General features: G+C 65.8%; 28 protein-coding genes. 18 read left to right on the top strand and 10 right to left on the bottom strand.

Annotation, left to right across the window (positions count from 1 at the left end):
• Positions 1 to 32 precede the first annotated feature (32 nt).
• The 4 genes from B3H47_RS06365 to B3H47_RS06350 are packed head-to-tail and all read left to right on the top strand — an operon-like array spanning position 33 to position 3,746.
• The gene (locus B3H47_RS06365) at positions 33 to 1,007 is read left to right on the top strand and encodes a branched-chain amino acid ABC transporter permease (protein WP_286986506.1); all 975 of its coding nucleotides are present in this window, start codon (positions 33 to 35) and stop codon (positions 1,005 to 1,007) included.
• A complete protein-coding gene (locus B3H47_RS06360; RefSeq protein ID WP_286986505.1) occupies positions 1,004 to 2,248 on the top strand; it encodes a branched-chain amino acid ABC transporter permease in 1,245 nt (414 codons plus the stop codon). The genes B3H47_RS06365 and B3H47_RS06360 overlap by 4 nt, the downstream gene beginning before the upstream one ends.
• Positions 2,245 to 3,027, top strand: coding sequence for an ABC transporter ATP-binding protein (locus tag B3H47_RS06355; RefSeq protein ID WP_286986504.1), 783 nt, complete (start codon positions 2,245 to 2,247; stop codon positions 3,025 to 3,027). Before B3H47_RS06360 ends, B3H47_RS06355 begins: the two co-directional genes overlap by 4 nt.
• Positions 3,024 to 3,746: an ABC transporter ATP-binding protein gene (locus tag B3H47_RS06350; protein WP_286986503.1), complete on the top strand. Its 723-nt coding sequence runs from the start codon at positions 3,024 to 3,026 to the stop codon at positions 3,744 to 3,746. Before B3H47_RS06355 ends, B3H47_RS06350 begins: the two co-directional genes overlap by 4 nt.
• On the opposite strand, the gene B3H47_RS06345 is transcribed toward B3H47_RS06350, so the two are convergent.
• Together B3H47_RS06345 and B3H47_RS06340 are read right to left on the bottom strand one after the other, a co-directional pair.
• Entirely contained in the window at positions 3,729 to 4,016 is a 288-nt protein-coding gene (locus tag B3H47_RS06345; RefSeq protein ID WP_286986502.1) for an RnfH family protein, read from the bottom strand. The genes B3H47_RS06350 and B3H47_RS06345 overlap by 18 nt on opposite strands.
• Positions 4,017 to 4,034: 18 nt before the next feature.
• Positions 4,035 to 4,475, bottom strand: a complete 441-nt coding sequence (locus B3H47_RS06340; RefSeq protein ID WP_013105194.1) for a type II toxin-antitoxin system RatA family toxin — start codon at positions 4,473 to 4,475, stop codon at positions 4,035 to 4,037.
• 75 nt (positions 4,476 to 4,550) lie between these two features.
• Here B3H47_RS06340 and smpB point away from each other — a divergent pair, with 75 nt between their 5' ends.
• Positions 4,551 to 4,994 (top strand): SsrA-binding protein SmpB, encoded by a 444-nt coding sequence (gene smpB / locus B3H47_RS06335; protein WP_286986501.1) that lies wholly within the window; start codon positions 4,551 to 4,553, stop codon positions 4,992 to 4,994.
• Between the two features lie 90 nt (positions 4,995 to 5,084).
• On the opposite strand, the gene nadA is transcribed toward smpB, so the two are convergent.
• Positions 5,085 to 6,182: a quinolinate synthase NadA gene (gene nadA, locus B3H47_RS06330; protein ID WP_286986500.1), complete on the bottom strand. Its 1,098-nt coding sequence runs from the start codon at positions 6,180 to 6,182 to the stop codon at positions 5,085 to 5,087.
• Between the two features lie 32 nt (positions 6,183 to 6,214).
• Positions 6,215 to 7,054, bottom strand: coding sequence for a carboxylating nicotinate-nucleotide diphosphorylase (gene nadC, locus B3H47_RS06325; protein ID WP_276709861.1), 840 nt, complete (start codon positions 7,052 to 7,054; stop codon positions 6,215 to 6,217).
• Positions 7,055 to 7,337: 283 nt separating this feature from the next.
• On the opposite strand from nadC, the gene B3H47_RS06320 reads away from it, so the two are divergent.
• Positions 7,338 to 8,153 carry a Crp/Fnr family transcriptional regulator gene (locus B3H47_RS06320; protein ID WP_013122609.1) on the top strand — a complete coding sequence of 272 codons (816 nt, stop codon included), beginning with the start codon at positions 7,338 to 7,340 and terminating at the stop codon, positions 8,151 to 8,153.
• 121 nt (positions 8,154 to 8,274) lie between these two features.
• Here B3H47_RS06320 and B3H47_RS06315 read toward each other — a convergent pair whose 3' ends face one another.
• Together B3H47_RS06315 and B3H47_RS06310 are read right to left on the bottom strand one after the other, a co-directional pair.
• The gene (locus B3H47_RS06315) at positions 8,275 to 8,907 is read right to left on the bottom strand and encodes a ParA family protein (RefSeq protein ID WP_013105188.1); all 633 of its coding nucleotides are present in this window, start codon (positions 8,905 to 8,907) and stop codon (positions 8,275 to 8,277) included.
• A gap of 85 nt (positions 8,908 to 8,992) precedes the next feature.
• Positions 8,993 to 9,583: a malonic semialdehyde reductase gene (locus tag B3H47_RS06310; protein ID WP_156053177.1), complete on the bottom strand. Its 591-nt coding sequence runs from the start codon at positions 9,581 to 9,583 to the stop codon at positions 8,993 to 8,995.
• A gap of 98 nt (positions 9,584 to 9,681) precedes the next feature.
• Between B3H47_RS06310 and B3H47_RS06305 the strand changes: the two genes are divergently transcribed.
• On the top strand, positions 9,682 to 10,110 hold the full coding sequence (locus B3H47_RS06305; RefSeq protein ID WP_286986499.1) for a DUF1841 family protein: 429 nt from the start codon (positions 9,682 to 9,684) through the stop codon (positions 10,108 to 10,110).
• Positions 10,111 to 10,161: 51 nt separating this feature from the next.
• Here the strand turns inward: B3H47_RS06305 and recJ are convergent, their stop codons facing one another.
• Positions 10,162 to 11,886 (bottom strand): single-stranded-DNA-specific exonuclease RecJ, encoded by a 1,725-nt coding sequence (gene recJ / locus B3H47_RS06300; protein WP_286986498.1) that lies wholly within the window; start codon positions 11,884 to 11,886, stop codon positions 10,162 to 10,164.
• Positions 11,887 to 11,963: 77 nt separating this feature from the next.
• Between recJ and B3H47_RS06295 the strand changes: the two genes are divergently transcribed.
• Positions 11,964 to 12,869: an alpha/beta hydrolase gene (locus tag B3H47_RS06295; RefSeq protein WP_286986497.1), complete on the top strand. Its 906-nt coding sequence runs from the start codon at positions 11,964 to 11,966 to the stop codon at positions 12,867 to 12,869.
• A 55-nt stretch (positions 12,870 to 12,924) separates the two neighbouring features.
• Here the strand turns inward: B3H47_RS06295 and phnN are convergent, their stop codons facing one another.
• Genes phnN through phnF form a run of 3 tightly spaced genes read right to left on the bottom strand, consistent with a single transcriptional unit; the run spans position 12,925 to position 14,955 of the window.
• Positions 12,925 to 13,497: a phosphonate metabolism protein/1,5-bisphosphokinase (PRPP-forming) PhnN gene (gene phnN / locus B3H47_RS06290; protein ID WP_286986496.1), complete on the bottom strand. Its 573-nt coding sequence runs from the start codon at positions 13,495 to 13,497 to the stop codon at positions 12,925 to 12,927.
• Complete coding sequence (locus tag B3H47_RS06285; RefSeq protein WP_286986495.1) at positions 13,494 to 14,210, bottom strand: DUF1045 domain-containing protein; 717 nt, start codon at positions 14,208 to 14,210, stop codon at positions 13,494 to 13,496. Before B3H47_RS06285 ends, phnN begins: the two co-directional genes overlap by 4 nt.
• Positions 14,203 to 14,955: a phosphonate metabolism transcriptional regulator PhnF gene (phnF, locus tag B3H47_RS06280; protein WP_286986494.1), complete on the bottom strand. Its 753-nt coding sequence runs from the start codon at positions 14,953 to 14,955 to the stop codon at positions 14,203 to 14,205. The genes B3H47_RS06285 and phnF overlap by 8 nt, the downstream gene beginning before the upstream one ends.
• An 86-nt stretch (positions 14,956 to 15,041) precedes the next feature.
• Here phnF and phnG point away from each other — a divergent pair, with 86 nt between their 5' ends.
• The 10 genes from phnG (at position 15,042) to phnE (ending at position 23,711) form a co-directional block, all read left to right on the top strand.
• Entirely contained in the window at positions 15,042 to 15,554 is a 513-nt protein-coding gene (gene phnG / locus B3H47_RS06275) for a phosphonate C-P lyase system protein PhnG (RefSeq protein ID WP_286986493.1), read from the top strand.
• On the top strand, positions 15,551 to 16,171 hold the full coding sequence (phnH, locus tag B3H47_RS06270; protein WP_286986492.1) for a phosphonate C-P lyase system protein PhnH: 621 nt from the start codon (positions 15,551 to 15,553) through the stop codon (positions 16,169 to 16,171). Before phnG ends, phnH begins: the two co-directional genes overlap by 4 nt.
• A 3-nt stretch (positions 16,172 to 16,174) precedes the next feature.
• Positions 16,175 to 17,293 (top strand): carbon-phosphorus lyase complex subunit PhnI, encoded by a 1,119-nt coding sequence (locus B3H47_RS06265; protein ID WP_286986491.1) that lies wholly within the window; start codon positions 16,175 to 16,177, stop codon positions 17,291 to 17,293.
• Positions 17,290 to 18,186 carry an alpha-D-ribose 1-methylphosphonate 5-phosphate C-P-lyase PhnJ gene (locus B3H47_RS06260; RefSeq protein ID WP_286986490.1) on the top strand — a complete coding sequence of 299 codons (897 nt, stop codon included), beginning with the start codon at positions 17,290 to 17,292 and terminating at the stop codon, positions 18,184 to 18,186. Before B3H47_RS06265 ends, B3H47_RS06260 begins: the two co-directional genes overlap by 4 nt.
• Entirely contained in the window at positions 18,173 to 18,976 is an 804-nt protein-coding gene (gene phnK / locus B3H47_RS06255) for a phosphonate C-P lyase system protein PhnK (RefSeq protein ID WP_286986489.1), read from the top strand. The genes B3H47_RS06260 and phnK overlap by 14 nt, the downstream gene beginning before the upstream one ends.
• Positions 18,973 to 19,689 (top strand): phosphonate C-P lyase system protein PhnL, encoded by a 717-nt coding sequence (gene phnL, locus B3H47_RS06250; RefSeq protein ID WP_286986488.1) that lies wholly within the window; start codon positions 18,973 to 18,975, stop codon positions 19,687 to 19,689. Before phnK ends, phnL begins: the two co-directional genes overlap by 4 nt.
• On the top strand, positions 19,686 to 20,840 hold the full coding sequence (locus B3H47_RS06245; RefSeq protein ID WP_286986487.1) for an alpha-D-ribose 1-methylphosphonate 5-triphosphate diphosphatase: 1,155 nt from the start codon (positions 19,686 to 19,688) through the stop codon (positions 20,838 to 20,840). The genes phnL and B3H47_RS06245 overlap by 4 nt, the downstream gene beginning before the upstream one ends.
• Before the next feature lie 120 nt (positions 20,841 to 20,960).
• Positions 20,961 to 21,821, top strand: a complete 861-nt coding sequence (gene phnC, locus B3H47_RS06240) for a phosphonate ABC transporter ATP-binding protein (RefSeq protein ID WP_286986486.1) — start codon at positions 20,961 to 20,963, stop codon at positions 21,819 to 21,821.
• A 44-nt stretch (positions 21,822 to 21,865) separates the two neighbouring features.
• The gene (gene phnD, locus B3H47_RS06235) at positions 21,866 to 22,807 is read left to right on the top strand and encodes a phosphonate ABC transporter substrate-binding protein (RefSeq protein WP_286986485.1); all 942 of its coding nucleotides are present in this window, start codon (positions 21,866 to 21,868) and stop codon (positions 22,805 to 22,807) included.
• A gap of 97 nt (positions 22,808 to 22,904) precedes the next feature.
• Positions 22,905 to 23,711, top strand: a complete 807-nt coding sequence (gene phnE, locus B3H47_RS06230) for a phosphonate ABC transporter, permease protein PhnE (RefSeq protein WP_286986484.1) — start codon at positions 22,905 to 22,907, stop codon at positions 23,709 to 23,711.
• Positions 23,712 to 23,740: the final 29 nt, after the last annotated feature.

Genomic DNA, 23,740 nt, shown 5'->3' with positions numbered 1-23,740 from the left:
CCGGGAGTCTGATCCCTGGCCACGGCTGCTGCATGGAGGCGCTCGCACTCTCCGCCCTCAATGGCCTGAGCTACAGCCTGCTGCTGTTCCTGCTCGCCTCAGGGCTGACGCTGATCTTTTCGCTGCTGGGCGTACTCAATTTCGCCCACGGCAGTTTCTACATGCTCGGCGCCTATCTGGCCTGGCAAAGCGGCCAGTGGCTGGGCTTCTGGGGCGGACTGCTGCTTGCGCCGCTGGGCGTTGCCGTGGTGGCCACCGGGTTTGAAGTCGGCGTGTTGCGGCGTCTGCGCGCGCAGGGGCATCTGCCGGAGTTGCTCGCCACTTTCGCCTTCGGCGTGGTGCTGGTGGAAGCGGCCCGGCTGTTGTGGGGCAGCGGCTCGGTGCCCTATGCCATACCCGCATCGCTGCAGGGCGCGCTGTTCACCTTGAGCGGGGTGGATTTTCCGGTGTACCGCGGCTTTGTCATGGCGACGGCGCTGGCCGCGCTGGCGCTGGCCTGGCTGCTGCTGTGGCGCACGCGCGCCGGGCTGATCGTGCAGGCCGCGCTGACGCACGCGCCCATGACTTCGGCTCTGGGGCACGATGTACGCGCGGTGCAGACCGGGGTGTTTGCCGTGGGCGGCGCACTGGCCGGGCTGGCCGGTGCGGTGGGGGGGCCGCTGCTCGTCACCGAGCCGGACATGGCCGCGCAAATGGGCGCGCTGCTGTTTGCCGTCATCATCATCGGCGGTCTGGGGTCGTTGCGCGGCGCGCTGCTGGGTGCGCTGCTGGTGGGCGAGGTGCAGACCCTGGCCGTGGCCGTCAACGGCTCCTTGGCTGACGGCCTGCAACGTCTGGGCTGGAACGCCCCGGCCGCCTGGCCTGCGAGCGACGGCATTCTCCCCAGCCTGCTGCACCTCGACCTGGCCCGCGCCGCACCGCTGCTGCCTTATGTGCTGCTGGTCGGGGTGCTGGCGCTGCGCCCGCAGGGGCTGACGCGCGTGCTGTCTCGGGACGAGGCGCTGTGAACGCCGCCGTGCCCGCCCCGGCGCGCGGCCGCGCTGCGATGTTTTCGCTGCTGGTCGCGCTGCCGCTGGCCTTGCCGCTGAGCAGCGCCGGTTTCAGCCTGCTGTCGCAACTGGCCAGCGCCTGGCTACTGCTGCTGTCGGTGGGGCTGTTGGTCACCCGCGCCGGGCTGCTCAGCTTCGGGCAGGCGATGTATGCGGGGCTGGCCGCCTATGCCGCCGCGCATGCGATGAACACGATAGCCGCCTCCGGCTGGCCGCTGCCCTTTGCCCTGGCGCCCTTGTATGGCGGGGCGTTTGCCTTGGCCGTGGCGCTGGTGCTCGGCCCGATCAGCGTGCGGCGAGGCGGTTTGAGCTTTGCCATGATCACACTGGGTCTGGGCCTGCTGGTAGCGCTGGCCGCACCCATGCTGCAGGGGTTTTTCGGCGGGGAAGGCGGTGTTTCCACCGACCGCACCGCCGGGCCGGTCTGGCTGGGGCTCGATCTGCTGTCCCAGCGGCAAGTCTATGGCGTGAGCGCCGCTTATGTGCTGCTGGGCGCGGTCTTGCTGCGCGGGCTCGACGGCACCCGGCTCGACCTGCTGGCGCGCGCGGTGCGCGACGACCCCTTGCGCGTTGCGGTCAGCGGCGCCACACCGCGACGGGTTCGGCTGCAACTGGTGGTGGTGAGCGCCTTTCTCGCGGGCCTGTCCGGCGCCTTGCAAACCCTGCGGCTCGAACAGGTGAGCGCCGGATCGCTCGGGCTGCCGCAATCGAGCATGGCCCTGCTGTTCAGCCTGGCCGCAGGCAGCGGCACGGCTTGGGGTGCCTTGCTGGGCGCGGGCTTGATGGTGGGCAGCGAGTCGGTTCTGGCCTCGGTTTCGCAGGCCTGGACGCTGTATGTCGGGCTCGGCTTTCTCGCCATCGTGATCTGGGCGCCGCAGGGTTTGAGCGGGGTCTTGTGCGATTTGGCGCAAGGGCTTCGCGCCCGCCGCAATCCTGATCTGCTGTGGGGCCTAGCCGCCCTTTTGCTCTGCGGCGCGCTCGCGATCATCGGCGCGAGCAGCTTGGTCGAACTGCTCTACGCCGTGCGTCAACAACTGCTGGTGGGCAGCACTCTGCGGCTGTATGGCGTGCCGCTACCGATCGGCAGCGCCGATGTCTGGGTCGGCGCGGCGCTGCTGGCCTCCACAGGCGCGGGGCTGGGCGCCCTGGTGTGGCGGGCGCTGGCGCCGCAGTTGCGCGAAGGCGGAGCCCGCGAATGAACGCCACACTCAACGCCGCATTCAACGCCACCGAGCGCCCGCCCCTGCTCGACGTGCGCGGCGTGCACTGCGTACTCGGCGGCCAGCCCATCCTCACCGATCTGAATCTGCAGATCGAGGCTGGCGAACGGGTGGCCCTCATCGGCCCCAACGGTGCGGGCAAATCCACCTTGTTTCAGCTGATCAGCGGCCTGCGCCCCTTGCGCGCCGGGAGCGTGTGGCTGGCGGGCCGACGGATCGACCGCCTGAATCCCGCGCAGATCGCACGGGCGGGCATCGGCCGCAGCTTCCAGTCGCCGCAGGTTTTTTCCCGCTTGAGCGTGGCGGACAATCTGCGCGCCTGCTTGCTTGCGGCACAACCGGCACGGCGCTGGTGGCTGCCGTACCGACGCGATGCCGAACTGCAGCAGCAGGTCGCCCACTGGCTGCGGGCGCTGCAACTGCAAGACTGCGCCGATATGCCGGTGCAAAACATCGACTATGCCCGCCTGCGCGCGCTGGAACTCGGCCTCGGGCTGATCAACCGCGCGCCTTTGCTGCTGCTCGACGAGCCCACCGCCGGCATGAGCCGGGCGCAGGCCGCGCACATGCTCGACCTGATCGAGCAGCTCTGCGGCGACCGCACCCTGCTGCTGATCGAGCACGACCCAGACGCCATGTTCCGCCTAGCCACGCGGGTGGTGGTGCTGCATCAGGGCCGCGTGCTGGCCGACGGCGCGCCCGAGGTCATTCGCCACGACGCACAGGTGCAGGCGGTCTATCTGGGCACGGCGCCATGAAGCTCCCGCCCGAGAAAGGCGCGCTGCTCGATGTTCGCTCGCTGCAGGCGGGCTACGGGCCGGTGCAGGTGCTGCGCGGCGTGCATCTGCAACTGCGAGCGGGGGAATTGCTGCTTGTTCTCGGGCGTAATGGCAGCGGGCGCAGCACCTTGCTCAAGTCGCTGATGGGCCTCATTCCCGCAACGGGCCGCGCAAGTCTTGCCGGACAAGAACTGCTCGGCCTGCCCGCGCACCGCCGCGCCCGGCTGGGGCTGGGCTATGTGCCGGAGCAGCGCGAGATTTTTCCGCGTCTGAGCGTGCGGCAGAACCTGCTTTTGGGCGCCAAGCCCGCGCGAATAGCCGCGCGCACGGGCCCGTCGCGCTGGAACGAGGCGGCGGTGCTGGCCCTGTTTCCGGCGCTGGCGCCACGGCTGCACGCGCCCGCCCAGGCGCTGTCCGGCGGCGAACAGCAAATGCTCGCCATCGCCCGCACCCTGATGGGCAACCCCGATCTGCTCCTGCTCGATGAGCCGACCGAAGGTCTGGCGCCGCAGCGCGTGGCCGCGACGGCCAAGCTCATCCAGCAACTGCAGGAGCAGGGGCTGGGCGTTCTCCTGGTCGAGCAAAAGCCGTGGGCGCGCGAGCTGGCGGGTCGCGTCATCGTGCTCGGTGACGGCCTCACGCAGTTCGAAGGTCCGCCCGCCGAAATACCGCCCGAGGTCTCAGCGGCGTGGCTTTGAGGCGGCAGCCCGCAAGCGCCGCGCGGTCATGGGATCGACCTGCAAGGGACGGCAAAGGTCGATGCGGTCGCCGTCCTGAAGCACCCGCTGCGGCGTGACGCGCTGGCCGTCGATGCCGTAGAGGATGTCGATCCAGGTCAATTCGGGATGGTCGTCGAGGATGCCGCTGGCCTGCAGCGCCTGGCCAACCGTGGCGCCTGCTGGCAGCGCCAACCGCCTCAAGTCGGGTTCGCCTCTTTCGGGCGCATAGAACACCGCAATATTCACCACGGCGTCACCACGGCGGCCTCAACGCGGCCCATAAACCTGCTTGGCGCGCTGCACGAAGGCATCGACAAAGCTGCTGGCGATATGGTTGAACACCGGGCCGATGACCTTCTCCACCAGAAAGTTGGAGAACTTGTAGTCGAGCAAAAACTCGACCTTGCATGCCTTGCCGTCGGCCAGGGGGTTGAACACCCAGCGCCCGTGCAGGGCGGAAAACGGCCCGTCCACCAGCCGCATGCGCACTTCCTGACCGGGCACGTTGGTGTTTTGCGTGGTGAAGCTCTGGCGGATGCCCTTGAAGTCGATGGTCACACTGGCGCGCACCGTATCGCCCTCTTCCGACTGCACCGAGGCGCCCCCGCACCAGGGCAGGAACTGCGGATAGGCGGCCACATCGGTGACCAGGTCGTACATCTCTTGCGGGCTGTACCAGATGAGGACGGATTTGTGAACCTGGGGCATGGGCGAACGTGGGCGGATCAAGGCTTCTTAGAATGAGATGATTGTATTGAGGGCCGAACGCCCCATATTCCCCGCATGAGCATCGCCGAAAACCGCAAGGCCCATTTCAATTACTTCCTCGAAGACCGTTTCGAAGCGGGCATCGTGCTCGAAGGATGGGAGGTCAAATCCGTGCGCGCCGGGCAGGTGCAACTCACCGACGGCTATGTGGTCATCCGCAACGGCGAGCTGTTTCTGATCGGCATGAACGTCACCGCACTCAACAGCGCCTCCACCCATGTGCGGCCGGACGCGTCGCGTACGCGCAAACTCCTGATGCACAAGGATGAAATCCGCAAGCTCATCGGCAAGGTCGAGCAACGCGGCTACACCCTGGTGCCCATCAACCTGCATTACAAGGGCGGCCGGGTCAAGCTCGATCTAGCGCTGGGCAAGGGCAAAAAAGACCACGACAAACGCGACACCGAAGCTAAGCGCGACTGGCAACGGGAAAAGGCGCGCATCATGAAAACGCGATAGCGTTTCAATAAAACGCGGTAGCGTTTCAGCAAAACGCGATAGCGTTTCAACAAAACGCGGTAGCGCGCCAGCTTGGTGCGTCGGCGCCAGCTACGCCGCGCCGATGCCGGGAACCAGACTGCCCGCCATCGCTGCAGTCTTTTGCGCTGCTGTGAAGTCGAGCATGCGCTGCACCGGCACACGGGCGCGGGCGGCCAGGGCGGCGTCGAGTTCGATGGCATTCGCCCCGGTCTCCAACACACGCGCCAAGCCAGCCAGGCTGTTCATCGCCATCCATGGGCAATGCGCGCAGCTCTTGCAGGTGGCGGCATTGCCCGCGGTGGGCGCGGCGATGAAGGTCTTGCCGGGATTTTGCTGCTCAAGCGCATGGAACATGCCGGCATCGGTGGCGACGATGAATTCAGGCGCGTCGAGCTCGCGCGCCGCCTTGAGGATCTGCGAGGTCGAGCCCACCACGTCGGCCAGGGCGACCACCGCCGACGGGCTTTCGGGATGCACCAGCACGCGCGCTTTGGGATGCTCGGCCTTGAGCAGTTCGAGCTCCAGCGCCTTGAATTCGTCGTGCACGATGCAGGAGCCCTGCCACAGCAGCATGTCGGCGCCGGTTTGCTGCTCGATATAGCCGCCCAGATGGCGGTCGGGCGCCCACAGGATTTTTTCGCCGCGCGCATGCAGATGCGCCACGATGTCGAGCGCGCAGCTCGACGTCACGACCCAGTCGGCGCGCGCCTTCACCGCCGCGCTGGTGTTGGCGTAAACCACCACGGTACGGTCGGGATGGGCATCGCAGAAGGCGCTGAACTGCCGCGCGGGGCAACCCAGATCGAGCGAGCAATTGGCGTCGAGGTCGGGCATGAGCACGCGCTTGCCCATGGACAACATCTTGGCGGTCTCGCCCATGAAACGCACCCCGGCGACGACCAGGGTGCGCGCTGGATGACGAGCGCCGAAGCGCGCCATTTCCAGCGAATCGGCCACCAGCCCGCCCGTGGCCTGCGCGAGATCCTGCAGATCGGGATGGGTGTAGTAATGCGCCACCAAGACAGCGTCCTGCGTGCGCAGCAGTTGGGCGCAGCGCGCCATCAGCGCGTCACGCTCGGCGGGGCTGGGCTCCACGGGCACGCGCGCCCAGGCCTGCGCGGTGCCGCTGACCGGGCTATCAAATGCGATCGAAAAAGTGGCGGACATGCAGACTTCCTCTTGAATGAATGCGCAACAAATCAAAGCGCCGTAAAACGCATCGACAGATCGACGGCCTGCACATCCTTGGTCAGCTTGCCAACGGAGATGCGGTCCACGCCGGTTTCTGCAATGGCACGCACGGTTTGCAGATCCACCCCGCCAGACACTTCCAGCACGGCGCGCTGGCCGGTGAGGCGGACCGCCTCGCGCAGTTGATCGAGCGACATATTGTCCAGCAGCACCATACGCGCGCCTGCGCGCAGAGCCTCGTCGAGCTGGGCCAGGGTTTCCACCTCGATCTGGATGAACTGCGCCTGCGCCGCCACCGCCTGCGCCCTTTGCAGCGCCAGTGCCACCCCGCCTGCGGCGGCGATATGGTTTTCCTTGATCAGCACAGCGTCGAACAGGCCGATGCGGTGATTCATTCCACCGCCCACACGCACCGCGTATTTCTGCGCCAGACGCAAGCCCGGCAGGGTTTTTCGGGTATCGACAATTTGCGCCCGTGTGCCGCGCACGGCGTCCACATACTGCGCGGTACGCGTGGCCACTGCGCTGAGCAATTGCAGGAAATTGAGCATCGTCCGCTCGGCGCTGAGCAGCGCACGTGCGTTGCCTCTGATCTCCAAAAACACAGCATCTGCTTGCAACGTAGCGCCTTCAGGCGCTAACCACTCCAAATGCGCCGCCGGGTCGAGCGCGCGCACGCAGGCATTGGCCCACGGCGTGCCGCACAACCGCGCGGCCTCACGGCTGCGCACCGTGGCACGCGCCACGGCCTGCGGGTCGATGAGCGCAGCGGTGAGGTCGCCGCTGCCCAGATCCTCCTCCAAAGCCCGCCGCACATCGCGTGCGGCCAGAGTGTGCACATCCATCATGGTGATCGCGCCTTTCGTCTTTACAGGCTGAAAAGCGTTGCAGTGTAGGCGGATCGGCAAACCGTCCCGGGCGGCGCGGGTGTGTCAGGTTGTCGCGGATTGGGCACAAAGAGCCACCGCACCCGCGACAGATTGCCTCAGTTTTGTGCGCTGCAAAAATCGACATTCCGCAATGAAGCGCGCCAAAAATCAGGGTTAGTCCTAGTTATCACGGTGAATTCCCTATATTGACAAGGCCATATCAGTACTCGCTAATATTGCGCTAAATCAATGAAAGCGAGTTATGGAAACCACTTTTGCCAATCCGCAGACAACCACGGCGATTCCGCTCGCGACCCTGCGCAAAACCTTGCCGCGCAGCAAGCAGCCGGAAGCCAACCGCCTGGCGCATACCGAGGTGGTCAACGCCTGGCGCGGCGCTTCCGACTGTCGCAGCTGCGGCGTGCGCCGTATTGCGCTGTTCGGCGCGCTGCGCATGGAAGACTTCGACACCTTCCATCAGGTCATCGACGACATGCAATTTGCCCCTGGACAGCAGCTGTTCAGCGAAGGGCAGCGGGGAGACTGGCTCTACACCATCAAGACCGGCTATGTGAAGCTGGAACGCGTGCTGCCCGACGGCACCCGCCGCATCACCCGCGTGGCGCGGCGCGGCGATCTGATCGGGCTGGAATGCTTCATTCAAGAGCCCTATATGCATCACGCTTCGGCCATCGGCGCGGTGCGGGTGTGCCGCATTCCGGTGGAAGTGATTCGCAAAATGGAAGAGCAGGTGCCCAATCTGCGCCAGGAGTTTCTGGAGCGCTGGCACCGTGCGCTGCGCGATACCGACGAATGGGCGCTGCTGCTCGGCTCGGGCGCGATACCCGCGCGCATGGCTCGTCTGCTGCTCAAACTGGCCGACCCGGAACTCAACGACACCATCACCCTGCCCAAGCGCAGCGACCTCGGCGCCATGCTCGGGGTGGCGCTCGAAACGGCCAGCCGCGTGATCGCCCAGTTCGAGCGCGACAAGCTGCTCGAGCATGTCGGCCCGCGCTTGTTCCGCGTCAACCGCCCGGCGCTCGGTCTCGTCGCGCAACCCGAACGTGCCGCCTGAGGCGGGCCGAAACCATCCCTTCGACAAAACGGCAGAGCGAAACTCCCTAAAAACCACAGCCGCCAGCTTCCTTGCAGCTTGGGCACATCCGACGCAATGTTTGCAGGATGTGCCTATTTTTTTACCCGCGCCCTGACGGCTGCTGCAGCCAGCGAGTGATGGGCTGCCATTGCTCCAGGTCTTTGGCCGCCTGGCTAGGCGGCAGGTCCCACAGGGTGAGGCCGTGCGCGGCCATCTGCGGGTACAGCGTAGTCTGGCGCAGATTGCTCAGCATCGGCAGGCCGCTTTGCGTCACGAAGGCTTGTAATTGCTCGGCGGCATGGGTGCGCGGGTCGATGCGCACGCCCACCAGGCCCACATCGAAGCCGTGTTTTTCGCGCGCCTCGCGCAGTTTTTCCAGGAATTCCTGCGTGGCGTAGATGTCGAAAATCGACGCCGACAGCGGCACCAGCACCTTGTCGGCCTGTTTCATCACATCGTTCAGCCGCCAGCCATGCAGCCCGGCGGAGGTGTCGATCACCGCGTGGGTCGTGCCCTTGGGCGGTTTGGCGATGTAATCAAAGCTCATCTCCCAGGTGTCGATGCGCGGCAGCGCTGAATCGCGCAGCGACAGCCAGAGGCGGGCCGATTCCTGCCGGTCGGAGTCGCCCAGCATGACCCCATGGCCTTGACTGGCGAAAAATCCGGCAACCTGCGTGGACAGGGTGGATTTACCCACCCCGCCCTTGGGATTGGCGACAACGATGACCGGCATGAGGCGTCCTTTCTGCTTTGTGTTCTGGCGATGGGTACGAAATTACCAGAACCTACGCACAAACTCCACGCCGCGCACGCGCGCCCTATGCGATGCGACAAGCCTGCTCGAAGCTCAGACGCGGGCTGCGGGGGAACAACGCGCTGGCGTCGCCATAGCCGAGATTGCACAGAAAGTTCACCTTGACTTCGGTGCCCGCGAAAAATGTGGCGTTCACCGCATCGGCATCGAAACCGCTCATCGGGCCGCAGTCCAGGCCCAGCGCGCGGGCCGCGAGAATAAAGTAGCCGCCTTGCAGGCTGGAGTTGCGCATCGCCGAGGAGGCGATGAAATCCGGCTTGCCCGCAAACCAGTTGCGCGCGTCGAGATTGTGCGGAAACAGCTTCGGCAGCTGTTCGTAAAACGCCATATCCATGCCGATGATGGCGGTCACCGGCGCTTTGAGCGTCTTGGCCCGGTTGCCCTCGCTCATGCAGGGCGCAAGGCGGGCCTTGGCCTCCTGCGACTGCACAAACACGATGCGCGCCGGGGAGCAGTTGGCCGAGGTTGGCCCCCATTTCATCAGGTCGTAGAGCTGGTGCAGCAGGTGCTCGGGCACGGGCTGGTCCAGCCAGGCGTTGTGCGTGCGGGCTTGGTCAAACAGTTGGCGCAGGGCGCTGGCGTCGATCATGGGCATGGTGAGTCTCCTGAGAACAAGCTGAAATGGTCGCTCAAAACCGATTTGTAAGTGCATGCGAATCACGGGCGGATCGGCTGCAGGACAATACGCCCACCATGTTCAATCCCAGCAAAGACGAGGTTCGGCAGTTTTTTCTTTCCGCCTGGCAGCGGCATCGTGCTGGCGGCGTGCTCACGCCGCTGGAACTCATCGCGGCAGACTGGATGGAACTGCACCCCGAATACCACGCCGAACTCTCCGACCCGCAAAGCGCCAGCCGCGACTACGCCGTGGAGCAGGGCCGCACCAACCCGTTTCTGCATCTGTCGATGCATCTGTCGATCGCCGAGCAGGTGTCCATCGACCAGCCGCCAGGCATCCGCCAGGCCTTCGAGCTGCTGCGCAGCAAGCGGGGCGAACACGAAGCGCACCACGCCATCATGGAATGCCTGGGCGAGATGTTGTGGACGGCGCAGCACAGCGGTCTGCCCCCGGATGGCGCCGCCTATGTGGACTGCGTGCAGCGCCGCGCAACGCGGCGCTGATAGCCCTTTGGGGCGATAACCGAGCGCAGCGAGGTTTTCGGACGCGCGTCTTCAGCCTTCGATGGCCTCCAGCACGAATTGCACCTGGGTGATGCCCTGCCAGGTATTGCTCTCCAGCCGGTAGGCGATGCGCGCCTCATCGGGCAGAAAATCGGTGCGGCCCCAAGCCACGAGGTCGAACTGCGCGTTGCCGGGCGCGCCCTCGCCGTCGAGCAGCCGCACCTTGGCTTTGAGATGCCGTTCGCCGAGCAGCCGCTGCTGTCGCACCTGTACCCGGGCGCTGAACAGCGGCGCGGCGAAGCCCTGCCCCCACACCTGCGCAGCAAGCAGCGACGCCATTTCGGGCAGCAGCCATTGCGCGGGTAGCGGCCCGTCCACCTCGATGCAGCGCTGCAACTGGGCCGGCGCCAGCCATTCGGCGGCCACTTGCGCAAACGCGGCGCGAAAGCGCTCGAAGCCATCGTCCACCAAGGAACAACCCGCCGCCATGGCGTGGCCGCCGAAGCGCAGCAACAGACCCGGCTCGCGCTTGGAGACGAGATCGAGCGCGTCGCGCAGATGAAACCCGGCAATCGAGCGGCCCGAGCCGCGCAGCGTGCCGTCTTCAGCCGGGGCGAACACAAAGGTAGGACGATGCTCACGGTCTTTGATGCGCCCGGCGACGATGCCGATCACGCCTTCGTGCCAGTTGGGCGCGAACAGGCTGATGGCGGGGGCGCTGCCTTCCGCACCGAGATCCAGCCCCTCCAGCATGGCCAGCGCCTCGGCCTTGATGCCGTCTTCGATGCTGCGCCGCTCGCGGTTGAAGGTGTCGAGCAGTTGCGCGAGTTGCAGCGCGCGGGCGGGGTCGTCTGTGGCGAGGCACTCGATGCCTACGGTCATATCCGCCAAGCGCCCCGCGGCGTTGATGCGCGGCCCCAGCGCGAAGCCCAGATCGGCGCTGTTCACCCGCGCCGCCTCGCGCCCCGCCACCTGCAGCAGCGCGGCAACACCCGGCTGCATGCGCCCGTCGCGGATGCGCTTGAGCCCCTGCGCCACCAGCAGCCGGTTGTTGGCATCCAGCCGCACCACGTCGGCCACAGTGCCCAGGGCCACGAGGTCGAGCAAGGCGTCGAGGCGCGGTTGAGTCGTGGCGTCGAACACCCCGCGCTGGCGCAATTCAGACCGCAGCGCCAGCAGCACATAAAACATCACACCGACCCCGGCAATGGACTTGCTCGGAAAGTCACAGCCCGGCTGGTTCGGGTTGACGATGACCTCGGCCTCGGGCAGCGTGTCGCCCGGCAGGTGGTGGTCGGTGACGAGCACGCGAATGCCCTGCTCGCGCGCCCGCGCCACGCCCTCGACACTGGCGATGCCGTTGTCCACGGTGACGATCCAGTCGGGCTTGCCATCGGCGTGCTTCAGCGCCAACTCCACCACCGCGGGCGACAGGCCATAGCCCGTGGTGAAGCGGTTGGGCACGAGGTAGGAAACCGCCGCCCCCATCGCCCGCAAGCCGCGCAGCCCCACGGCGCAGGCGGTGGCGCCGTCGCAGTCGTAATCTGCAACGATGAGCAGGCGCTCGCCGCGCGCTATGGCATCGGCCAGCACGCGCGCGGCGTCCTCCGCGCCCTTGAGCTGTTTGGGGGGCAGCAGACGCGGCAAGGCCAGCTCCAGCTCGTCCGCCTCTTTCACCCCGCGCGCGGCGAACAACTGCGCCAGCAAAGGATGCGTGCCGGCCTCTTGCAGCCGGTGCTGAGCGCGGGGATCGGGTTGGCGCAGAACGAATTGCATGGGTTCGTGTCGAGAGTCAAAACACTATTGGAACCGATGCCGCAGCGGCCCACCCCCGCCCCTACACTGCGCAGTCCATGTCGCGCTCCAAACTCGTCTCTGCTCTGCTGCCCACGGTGCTGCCGTGGATGACCACGCCGCCGCTGCGGCCGCTGCTCCATTGGGGGCTGCGCCGCAGCCTGCGCGCCCCGCGCCTAGCGCACACCCGCAGCCCGGCCGACTTCGGCCTGGCGTTTGCCACGGTGCGCATCCCCACCGCCAACGGCAAAACCCTGCATGCCTGGCATCTGCCCGCGCTGCCAACCGTGGCTCGCCCCTCGCCCGCTCTCGTCATCGTGCATGGCTGGGGCAGCAATGCCGACCTCATGCTGCCGCTGGCCCCGGCGCTGCATGCCGCCGGGCTTGCGCTGCTGTTCATCGACACCCGCTGCCACGGCGCCAGCGATGACGAGCCCTTCACCTCGCTGCCGCGCTTCGCCGAAGACACGGTGCACGCGGTGGACTGGCTGGCCGCCCAACCCGACATCGACCCAAGCCGCATCGCCCTGCTCGGCCATTCCGTCGGCGCGGGCGCGGTGCTTTTGGCGGCCACCTGGCGGCCGCAAATCGCCGCCGTCGTCAGCCTGGCCGCCTTCGCCCACCCCGCCGACATGATGCAGCGCTGGATGGCCGAACAAAACCTGCCAGATGCCGTCATCGGCCCCTACATCCTGCAGTATGTGCAGCGCACCATCGGCTATCGCTTCGACACCATCGCCCCGCTCACCACCCTGCCGCAACTGCGCTGCCCCGTGCTGCTGATGCACGGCGAGCACGACACCACGGTGCCGGTGGAAGATGCGCACCGACTGCTGGCCGCCGCAGCGCGCGACAGCGTGCAACTGCACATCGGCCCCGGCGGGCATGATTCGATGGACGCTTTTCTGCTCGAGATGCCCCAGGTCACCGCTTTTTTGCAGCGGGCCTGCTCCCGTCAAACATAAGAACCTTTCGAGTACACGCCCTTCTGCTTGTTTTCGACCTCAAGGTCGTGCAAATTCAGTCAAGCGGACTGATGCTGCGTCTGAGCCTGAGCCTGCGCAGCAGCTCCGCTCCAGCCGCATCGAGCGTGGTGTCGTTCACGATGCTGATGTCCACTTCGCGCGGCGCAAGATCGAGCCTGCGCGCGCGATCCAGCCGGGCGGCAATGCGGTCGGGAGTCTCCCGTCCGCGTTGCTGCAGACGCTGGGCGAGCACCTCGGGCGATGCCTTGATCTGCACCACGATCAAGTTCGGAAAATTGCGGCGCGCCTCTTCCAGCCAACCGCGCGAGCCATTCACCAGCACAGTGCGACCCTCTTGCAGGGGCGCCAGCTCGGCATGACGCACGCCGTACGCAAGCCCGTTGGCCACCCAATGCATGGCGAATGCACCGGCATCGCGCAAGGTGGCGAAGGTTTGCGGGGTGAGGGCTTCATGCGCCTCGCTGGCATCAAGGCCGGGCCGGGAAATACAGCGTCGCGCCAAATACAGCCTGTCCTGCGGTTCAGCGTGCTGCATCAGCCAGGCCAGTACGCTGTCTTTGCCTGCGCCTGAAGGGCCGATGAGGTAGATCAGGCGACCGGTGCTCATCGCAGCGACGCCTGCACGATGAGGCGGAAATCCGCCCCCCTGGCAGGTTCAATCAGCAGCGAAAGCGCATCCAGGCAAAGCGGCTGCGGCAGGCGGTCGAACAGCGCGTGCGCCTGCGCTTCGAGTGTGGCCTGTTGCGCCGCGCTCAGCCCGGACAGATCGCCACTCAGCGTCATGTGAAAACGAAAGCGGTGCATCACATGCGGATAGCCCCAGCGGCCCAGCAGGGCCTGCTGTTCATCGTCCAGCCGCCCTTGCGCGATGCGCGCGGCGATGTCGGCCTCATCGAGCGGGGCGGAAAAATCGTGCAGCTCGACCACACAGCGCTGGGCCAGCGCCTGCAACTCGGCGCTGGGCTGCTGCGGAACCAGCGCCAGAAAATGCCCCATGCGCTGCACCGCCAGTGTCGGCAGCTTGAACCGGGGACTCTGCGCGGCGAGCGCCTGCACCGCCGCCAACAGCTCGGCCTCGGTGCGCCCCGCCGCCAGACGAAAAGGCGCTTTGAGCGTGGCATGCCAGCCGTAGCGGCGCGGCGCACGGGTGATGGCGGCGAAGGCGGCCTCGTTCCAGCCTTGCGGCAAGGCTGGCCCGCCGGTTGCGCGGGCTTCATTGGTCTCGAAATAGCTCCGACCCAACCAACGCGCTCCCGCCTCGGCCCAAGCTGAGCCAGGTGGAGGTGAAAAATACACCGCATAACGCGCCTGTTCAAACATCGTGCCGCACCTTCAGAGTGATGCGGTCGCCCGCGAACCAGGCCGTCGCATATTCGATGGGCGTGCCTTGCAGATCGACGTTGACGCTGTGTACCTGCAGCACCGGCCGCTGTGCGGGCTGACGCAGAAACTGCGCCACCAGCGCGTCGGGCAGGATGGCGGCGATACGGCTTTCCCGCCGTTGGTAGTCTGCAACCCCCCGCATGGCGAAGGCCCGGGTAATGGAGCCGGTCTGCTCCACGCCGCTGGCCAGCCCCTCGAAGCGCGGCAGCGGAAACCAGCGCTGGCTGAAATGCAGCGGACGCGAGTTGGCCAAACCGAGCACGTCGATCTGCAGCACCCGGCTGCGCGGCGGCAATTCCAGCGCATGCGCAATCTCGGCGTTGGCGCGCAGATGCAGCCATCGCACCACCTGCAGCTCGCCCTCGAGACCCGCAGCCAGCATGTTCTCGCTGTGGCGGGTGCGTCGTCCGAGCGCCACGTCCACGGCGAAATCTTCGACGTAAGTGCCGCTGCCCTGCACCATGCGCACCAGCCCACGCGCGGCCAGACTGGACAAGGCCCGCCGCACCGTATGCCGGTTGGCGCCGAACTGCTGGGCCAGCCGGTGCTCAGTCGGCAAGCGCGCGCCCGGGGGATGTTCGCCCCGGGCGATGTCCTGCGTGAGCTGCTCGGCAATGGTGGCCCACAGGCTTTCGCGTTCGGGCAGGAGAGGATCTTGCTGGTTTTTTTCTTCAGTGTGCATGAGGGCCTTTGTCACGAAACAGACATGCGCTGCGCTTACGCTTCATGCCATCAATTTGTCTAGACAACTTTGAGGCTAACACGCTGATGTTGCACTTTCATGGCATACCCTCCCATCCTGCGGGTCCGCCCCGCCAGCACTGGATGGAACTGCTCGCCCGGGCCCCGCTCGATCTGCTGGAGTCGGCCCTGGCGCCATTTTGCGGCGCGCACCCGCAATGGTTGCGCGCCCCTGAAACCGGGTTAGTCATGCTGCAGGCACGTGCGGGCGGCACGGGTGAGCGGTTCAATCTGGGAGAAGCCTCGGTCACGCGCTGCGCGCTGCGGCCTGATCCCGCTGTGGTTGCCTGCGAGGCCGTGGGCGTGGCTTATGTGCTGGGGCGCAGCAAGCGCCACGCCGAACTCGCCGCCACCGCCGACGCCCTGCTGCAAGACCCGGCCTGCCAGGCCAAAGTGCCCGCCGATTTGCTCACCCGCATCGAGGCCAGTCTGGCCGAAGCGCACCGCGCTCGCACGGCCCATACCCAGGCCACCAAGGTGGAGTTTTTCACCCTGGCGCGAGAGGGTCAGACGGCTGAGAGCGAAGAGGACGACGCATGAACCTTACCCCCTCCTCAGCCTCGACCCTCAGCGCCCTAGCTCCCGGCTTTTCCAACCCGGTGCAGGACAGCCAGACCGTCTTTCGCGCCGTGCTCGATGCCTTCGCGCGTCCCGGCCAGATTCAAACCGTGCGCAGCGATGCGCGACTGCCAATTGCTCAGGCGCAGCCAGCGGCAGTCAATGTGCTGCTGGCCCTGCTCGACCAGGACTGCACGCTCTGGCTTTCGCCCGCCTTGCGGCAAGACGCCGCCGTCGCCAATCTGCGGTTTCACACCGGCTGCCAGATCGTTGAGAACGCGCAGCAGGCGCAGTTCATCTGGGCCGCCAGCGGCGCCGAACTGCCCGCACTGTCCATGCTGGCCTGCGGCACTGAATACGAGCCGGAACTCAGCGCGACTTGTCTGGTGCAAGTGGATGCGCTGGCCCACACCCCCGGCTGGACGCTGAGCGGCCCCGGCATTCGGGGTACGCAAACCCTGCAGGCCGATGGACTTCCCGCTGACTTTTTGGCGCAGTGGGCCGACAACCACGCCCGGTTTCCACAAGGCGTCGATCTGCTGCTGTGCGCAGGCGACCAGCTGGTCGGCCTGCCGCGCACCACCCGCATCGGGAGTTGATTCATGTACGTTGCCGTCAAAGGAGGCGAGACCGCCATTCTCAACAGCCAGAAGCTGCTGGCCGAAGAACGGCGGGGCGACCCGGCCGTGCCCGAACTCAGCCTAGCGCAAATCCGCCAGCAACTCCGGCTGGCCGTGGCCCGCGTCATTGCCGAGGGCTCGCTCTACGACCCTGACCTGGCCGCGTTGGCGCTCAAACAGGCCGCCGGCGATACAGTGGAAGCCATCTTTTTGTTGCGCGCGCATCGCACCACGCTGCCGCGGCTGGGTTACAGCGTGCCGCTGGACACGGCGCGCATGACCGTGTTGCGCCGCATTTCTGCCACCTTCAAAGACCTTCCCGGCGGCCAGATACTGGGGCCAACTTACGACTACACCCAGCGCCTGCTTGACTTCGATCTGACCTTCGATCGGGCGGGGCAAGCGCCCAGCCCCGCCGCCGCCGAGCCGGAGAAAACTGCGCAAGACGCAGACATCGGCTCGCACCGCAGCGTGGTCGATCTGCTCGATCAGGAAGGGCTGGTGGAGACCCACCCCATTCCAGAGGGCGACCCCGCGCCGCACGACCTCACCCGCGAGCCGCTGCGCTTTCCCGCCGACCGCGCCACCCGGCTGCAGAATCTCGCGCGCGGCGACGAGGGTTTTCTGCTGGCGATGGGCTATTCCACCCAGCGCGGCTATACCCACAGCCACCCCTTTGTCGGCGAGATCCGCTTCGGCACGGTGGATGTGGTGCTCGCCCCCGAAGAACTCGACTTCCCGCTGTCCATCGGCGAGATCGAGCTCACCGAATGCCAGATGGTCAACCAGTTCGCGGGCAGCAAGACCGCGCCGCCGCAGTTCACCCGCGGCTACGGTCTGGCCTTCGGCCACAGCGAGCGCAAGGCGATGGCCATGAGTCTGGTCGATCGCGCGCTGCGTGCCCCCGAACTCGGCGAAGACGTGCAATCGCCCGCGCAGATGCAGGAGTTTGTGCTCTCGCACAGCGACAACCTCGAAGCCTCGGGCTTTGTGCAACACCTCAAGCTGCCGCATTACGTCGATTTCCAGTCCGAACTCGATCTGGTGCGCAAGATGCGCGCCGCCCAGGCACAGCAGACCCCGGAGACAGACGCGCCATGACGCCTTCCTCATCCAAATCGAACGACGCGCCGATCAACTTCGCCTACCTCGACGAACGCACCAAGCGCATGATCCGCCGCGCCTTGCTCAAAGCCGTTTGCATACCCGGCTACCAGGTGGCCTTCGGCTCGCGCGAAATGCCCCTGCCCTATGGCTGGGGCACGGGCGGCATTCAGGTCACGGCCTCCGTGCTGGGCGCGCACGACGTACTCAAGGTCATCGACCAAGGCTCGGACGATACCGTCAACGCGGTGAACATCCGCCGCTTCTTCCAGCGCACGGCCGGAGTGGAAGTGACGACGGACACCTCGCGCGCGACCATCATCCAGACCCGGCACCGCATTCCCGAAACCCCGCTGCGCGAAGGCCAGATCATGGTCTACCAGGTGCCCGTGCCCGAGCCGATGCAGCGCCTCGAACCCCGCGAGACCGAAACCCGCAAGATGCACGGTCTGGCCGAGTACGGACTCATGCACGTCAAGCTGTTCGAGGATATTTCCCGCTACGGCCACATCGCCACCACCTACGACTATCCCGTGCTCGTCAATGGTCGTTACGTCATGGCGCCCTCGCCCATCCCCAAGTTCGACAACCCCAAACTGCACATGAGTCCGGCCCTGCATCTGTTCGGCGCGGGCCGCGAAAAGCGCCTGTACGCCGTGCCGCCCTACACCCCGGTGGAGAGTCTGGCGTTCGACGACCATCCCTTCACCGTGCCGCGCTGGTCGCAGCCCTGCGCACTGTGCGGCGCCACCGACAGCTATCTCGACGAGATCATCACCGACGATCAGGGCGGACGCCTGTTCGTCTGCTCCGACACGCACTACTGCGCCAGCCGCCAGAACGCGCAGCAACAAACCCGTTCAGAGGAAACGCCCCATGTCCCGCGCTGAAACCCAGGCGGCCGACGCATCCGCCCCGCTGTTGCAAGTGCAGCACCTGCAGCGCCATTTCGGCGCCCTGCGTGCGGTCGATGACGTGTCCTTCGATCTCTGGCCCGGCGAGGTGCTGGCTATCGTCGGTGAATCCGGCTCGGGCAAAAGCACTCTGCTGCACAGCCTGGCCGGACATGCGCCGCCCGATGACGGCTGCATGCTGTTCAATCGGCGCGGACACGGCCCCAGCGATCTATACGCACTGCCCGAAGGCGAACGCCGCGCGCTGGCCCGCACCGATCTGGGCTTCGTGCACCAGCGCGCCGCCGACGGACTGCGCATGAACGTGTCCGCCGGAGCCAATGTGGCCGAACGGCTCATGGCGCTGGGCCAGCGCAATTACGCCGACCTCAGAAGCCAGGCGCTGATGTGGCTGGAACGGGTGGAAATCGACCCGGCGCGCATCGACGACACGCCCGACAAGTTCTCCGGCGGCATGCAACAGCGGCTGCAAATCGCCCGCAACCTCATCAGCCTGCCCCGGCTGATGTTCCTCGACGAGCCCACCTCGGGGCTGGATGTCTCGGTGCAGGCGCGGCTGCTCGATTTGCTGCGCCACCTCACCCGCCAGCTCGGGCTCGCGGCCATTCTGGTCACGCACGACCTCGCCGTGGCGCGGCTGCTGGCCCACCGCACCCTGGTCATGCGGCGCGGGCAGGTCGTCGAATCCGGCCTCACGGATCAAGTGCTCGACGACCCCGAACACGCCTACACCCAACTCCTCGTTTCCTCGGTGTTGCCGTCATGACTTCCCCTCTCCTGCACATCGAAAACCTGAGCAAGCGCTTCGTCCTGCATCAACAGCACGGCGCCGTGATCGACGTCCTGCAGCATGTCGATCTGCAAGTGCATCGCGGTGAATGCGTGGTGCTCGACGGCCCTTCGGGCATGGGGAAAAGCACCCTGCTCAAACTCATCTACGCCAATTACCGCGCGCATGAGGGTCGGATCTTGCTGCATCCGGGCACGCCAGACGCCATCGACCTCGCGCGCGCCTCGCCGCGCGAGCTGCTGGCCCTGCGCCAGCAGACCATCGGCTACGTCAGCCAGTTCCTGCGGGTCATCCCGCGCGTACCCACCATCGATGTGGTGGCCGAACCTTTGCTCGAAGGCCGCACTGCCGACGAGGCCGCCGTGCGGGCTGCCCGCGAGGAAGCGGGGCGATGGCTGGAGCGTCTGCGCATTCCCGCCTCACTTTGGGCGCTGCCCCCGGCCACGTTCTCCGGCGGCGAGCAGCAACGAGTCAACATCGCCCGCAGCCTGATCAAGCCCCGCGCCTTGCTGCTGCTCGACGAACCCACCGCCTCGCTTGACGCGGCCAACACCCAGACGGTGATCGAGTTGATCGGCGAAGCGCGCGCGCGCGGCGCGGCCATGGTCGGCGTGTTCCACGACCCCGCCGTAGCCGCCGCCGTAGCCACCCGCCGCGTTTCGATGCATACCTTCAGGAACACCGCATGAGCAACCTGCTGTTGACCAATGCCCGCCTCGTCACCACCGACGACATCGTCCTCGGCAGCCTTTACGCCGAGGACGGTCTGATCCGCGGCCTGGACACCGAACCGGCCACCTCGCCACAAGCCATCGATCTGGGCGGCGACCTGCTGATTCCCGGCCTCATCGAGCTGCACACCGACAATCTGGAACGCCATCTCATGCCGCGCCCCGGCGTGCACTGGGCCGTCATGCCCGCGCTGCTGGCGCACGATGGCGAAATCGCCGCCGCTGGCATCACCACTGTGCTCGACGCCATCGGCGTGGGCGAGGCCGACACCGACAGCCTGCGCGGCAAGGACTGGAACCCCCTGCTCGCCTGCCTGAGCGATTGCAGGGCGCGCGGCGTGCTGCGCGCCGACCATCTGCTGCATGTGCGCTGCGAACTGCCCGCGCCCAACACCATCAGCCTGTTCACCCCGTTTCACCACCACCCGCTGCTCAAACTGATTTCGCTCATGGATCACACGCCCGGACAGCGCCAATGGGAAAACATCGAGCATGCCCGGATTTATTACACCGGCAAAAAAGGCTGGAGCGAAGCCAAGTTCCAGACCAAGGTGGCCGAGGCCTCCGAATTGCAGACGCGCTTCGCCAAGCCGCACCGCGCCTATTTTGTCGACTACGCCAAAGCCCACTGCATCACTCTGGCGAGCCACGACGACACCACTCCTGAACATGTGGCGCAAGCGGCCGATGAAGGCGCCCGAATTTCGGAATTTCCCACCACCATCGCCGCTGCGCGGATGGCGCGCGAAATGGGTCTGTCCACCGTGATGGGCGGGCCCAACGTGGTGCGTGGCGGCTCGCATTCGGGGAATGTAGCGGCTGCCGAACTCGCACGCCTGGGCCTGCTCGACATTCTGTCTTCCGATTACGTCCCCGGCAGTCTGCTGAGTGCCGCGTTCACGCTACACCAACGAGACGGCATTGATCTGCCCCAAGCCGTGCGCATGGTGACGCACCACCCGGCTACTGCGCTGGGTCTCGCCGACCGCGGCCAGATCGCCCTGGGCCTGCGCGCCGATCTGGTGCAGGTTCATCCCATCAGCCTGCCTGATGGCCCGGTGCATCCCGTGGTGCGGGCGGTCTGGCGCGAAGGGCGACGGGTGCTTTGAACGACCGCAACTGGGTGCAGCACTTCGCCGCGCCTGTAACAAAAAATTCCAAAAAGCGTCAAACCAGCGTCACACAAGGGCCGCAGACTACCGACTTGTCTAGACAAATTTCGCGCCGCCATGTCTCACGCCATCCACATCGCCCAATTGAACAAGCACTTTGACAACGGACGCCATGCCCTGTGCGACATCAATTTGCAAATCGGCAAAGGCGAGATGGTCGCGCTCATCGGCGCCTCCGGCTCGGGCAAGTCCACCCTCATGCGCCACCTGGCCGGTCTGGTGGCTGCAGACAAAAGCTCTGTTTCTGAAATCCGCATCAATGGCGACGTAGTGCAAAGCCGCGGCCGCATCGCCCGCGACGTGCGGCGCGTGCGCGCCAGCGTGGGCATGGTGTTCCAGCAGTTCAATCTGGTGGGGCGACTGCCCGTCATCACCAATGTGCTCGTGGGGCAGTTGCATCGCACCCACTGGCTGCGCGGCTGGACGGGCTGGTTCACCCGCCAGGAGCGCGAACGCGCCCTTGAAGCGCTGCATCGCGTGGGCATTGCGCAGCAGGCACATCAGCGCGCCTCCACCCTGTCGGGCGGGCAGCAGCAGCGCGCCGCCATTGCCCGCACCCTAGTGCAACAGGCGCGGGTCGTGCTCGCCGACGAGCCCATCGCCTCGCTCGATCCGGAGTCTTCGCGCCGGGTCATGGAAATTCTCACCCGCATCAATCGCGAAGATGGCGTGACCGTGCTGGTCTCTTTGCATCAGGTCGAAATGGCGCTGCGCTATTGCCCGCGCACCATCGCCCTCAACGCGGGCCGGGTGGTGTACGACGGCCCGTCGGCCGCGCTCACCCCGGACATGCTGCGCAACCTTTATGGCGTGCAGACCGATGAGCTCCTCATGCCCGCGCAGGCCGAGTCCAACCCCGAGGCCAAGCCGTTTGGTCCGCACCTGCAGGCCGGACAGATCCTGGCCCAAGCGGCCTGAATTCAGCCTGAGCCCACTTTTTTTCAACCCCAGGGAGTTTCACCATGCTCAAAAAAGCACTCATTTCCGCCATCTGTGTCTTGGGCCTGAGCGCCGCCGCGCAGGCCACCACCCTCAACTTCGGCATCATCTCCACCGAGGCGAGCACCAATTTGAAAAAAGACTGGGAGCCCGTGCTGGCGGAGATGGCCAAACAGACCGGCTACGAAGTCAAGCCCTTCTTCGCCCCCGACTACGCCGGCGTGATCGAGGCCATGCGCTTCAACAAGGTGCAGGCGGCGTGGTTCGGCAACAAGTCGGCCATGGAAGCGGTGGACCGCTCCGATGGCGAAATCTTTGCCCAGACCATCGCCCCCGATGGCTCGGAAGGCTACTACTCGCTGCTCATCGTCAACAAAAAAAGCCCCATCAACACCCTCGACGACATGCTCAAAAATGGCAAGTCGTTGAGTTTCGGCAACGGTGATCCCAACTCCACCTCCGGTTTTCTGGTGCCGAGCTACTACGTGTTCGCCAAGCACAATATCGACCCGAAAACCTTTTTCAAGGTGATGCGCACGGCCAACCATGAAACCAATGCGATGGCGGTGGCCAACGGGCAGGTGGACGTGGCGACCAACAACACCGAGAGCATGGACCGCCTGAAGGCCGTGCACCCCGCCGAGTTCGACAAGATCAAGGTGATCTGGAAGTCGCCGCTGATTCCTTCTGATCCGCTGGTGTACCGCAAGGATCTGCCGCAGGCCGAGAAGACCAAGATCGGCGATTTCTTTTTCAACTACGGCAAGACCCCTGAGCAAAAAGAGGCGCTCAAGCGCCTTGGACTGGCGGGCTTCAAGCCCTCGACCAATGCCCAGCTCGTGCCCATTCGCCAGCTCGCCCTGTTCACCAAGCGCACGAAGATCGCAGCAGACGACAGGCTGAGCGCGAATGAAAAGAAGTCCCAGATCGCCAAGATCGATGAGCAGCTCGCTGCGCTGAAGTAATCCGCAAACCGGCGCTGACCGGGCAGGCGATCCATTCGCCTGCCCGGTCAGCCTGCGCGCCTTCACTGTCCCTTCACTGCCCCTTTTGTCTGCCGCCATGTCTCCACTTCCGCAAGCCGCCTCACTGCCCGCCGATCTTGCACCGCGCGGCTTGCAGCGTTGGGGCCATCTGATCGGCTGGGGACTGATCCTCGCCATCCTCGCCGCCTCCTGGCAAGGAGCGGACATCCGCCCGCTCGACCTACTGCGCGACTCGGGCAATATGGCCGCGTATGCGGCCGGCTTCTTTCCGCCCGACTTCACCGACTGGCGCGTTTATGCTCAGGAAATGGTCGTCACCCTGCAGATCGCAGTGTGGGGAACAGCGCTGGCCGTGCTGTGTTCCGTTCCGCTGGGCCTGCTGTCGGCATCGAACATCGTGCCCGCCTGGGTCTATCAGCCGGTCAGGCGCCTGATGGACGCCTTTCGGGCCATCAATGAAATGGTCTTCGCCATGCTGTTCGTGGTGGCCGTCGGCCTGGGGCCGTTCGCCGGGGTGCTGGCGCTTTGGGTGCATACCACTGGCACGCTGTCCAAGCTGTTCTCCGAGGCCGTTGAGGCCGTCGACCCGCAGCCGGTCGAAGGCATTCGCTCCACTGGCGCTTCGGCGCTGCACGAGGTGATCTACGGAGTGATTCCGCAAGTGCTTCCGCTGTGGATTTCCTACACCTTGTATCGATTCGAGGCCAATGTACGCTCGGCTTCGGTCGTGGGCATGGTGGGCGCCGGGGGCATCGGCGTGATTCTGTGGGAAATTATCCGCGCCTTCCAGTACGGCCAGACCGCGGCCGTGCTGCTCATCATCATTGTCACGGTGAGCGTGATCGATCTGGTCTCCTCGCAAATCCGCAAACGCTTTTTCTGAATCCATGTGCGCATTTCAGTGATCGTGGA

It is taken from the genome of Thiomonas sp. UBA7699 (assembly GCF_002482605.1).
GTDB classification, from domain to species: Bacteria; Pseudomonadota; Gammaproteobacteria; order Burkholderiales; family Burkholderiaceae_C; genus Thiomonas; species Thiomonas arsenitoxydans.
Note: the sequence above shows the minus strand (reverse complement) of the source record. Positions and strands in the feature narration are given on the sequence as shown.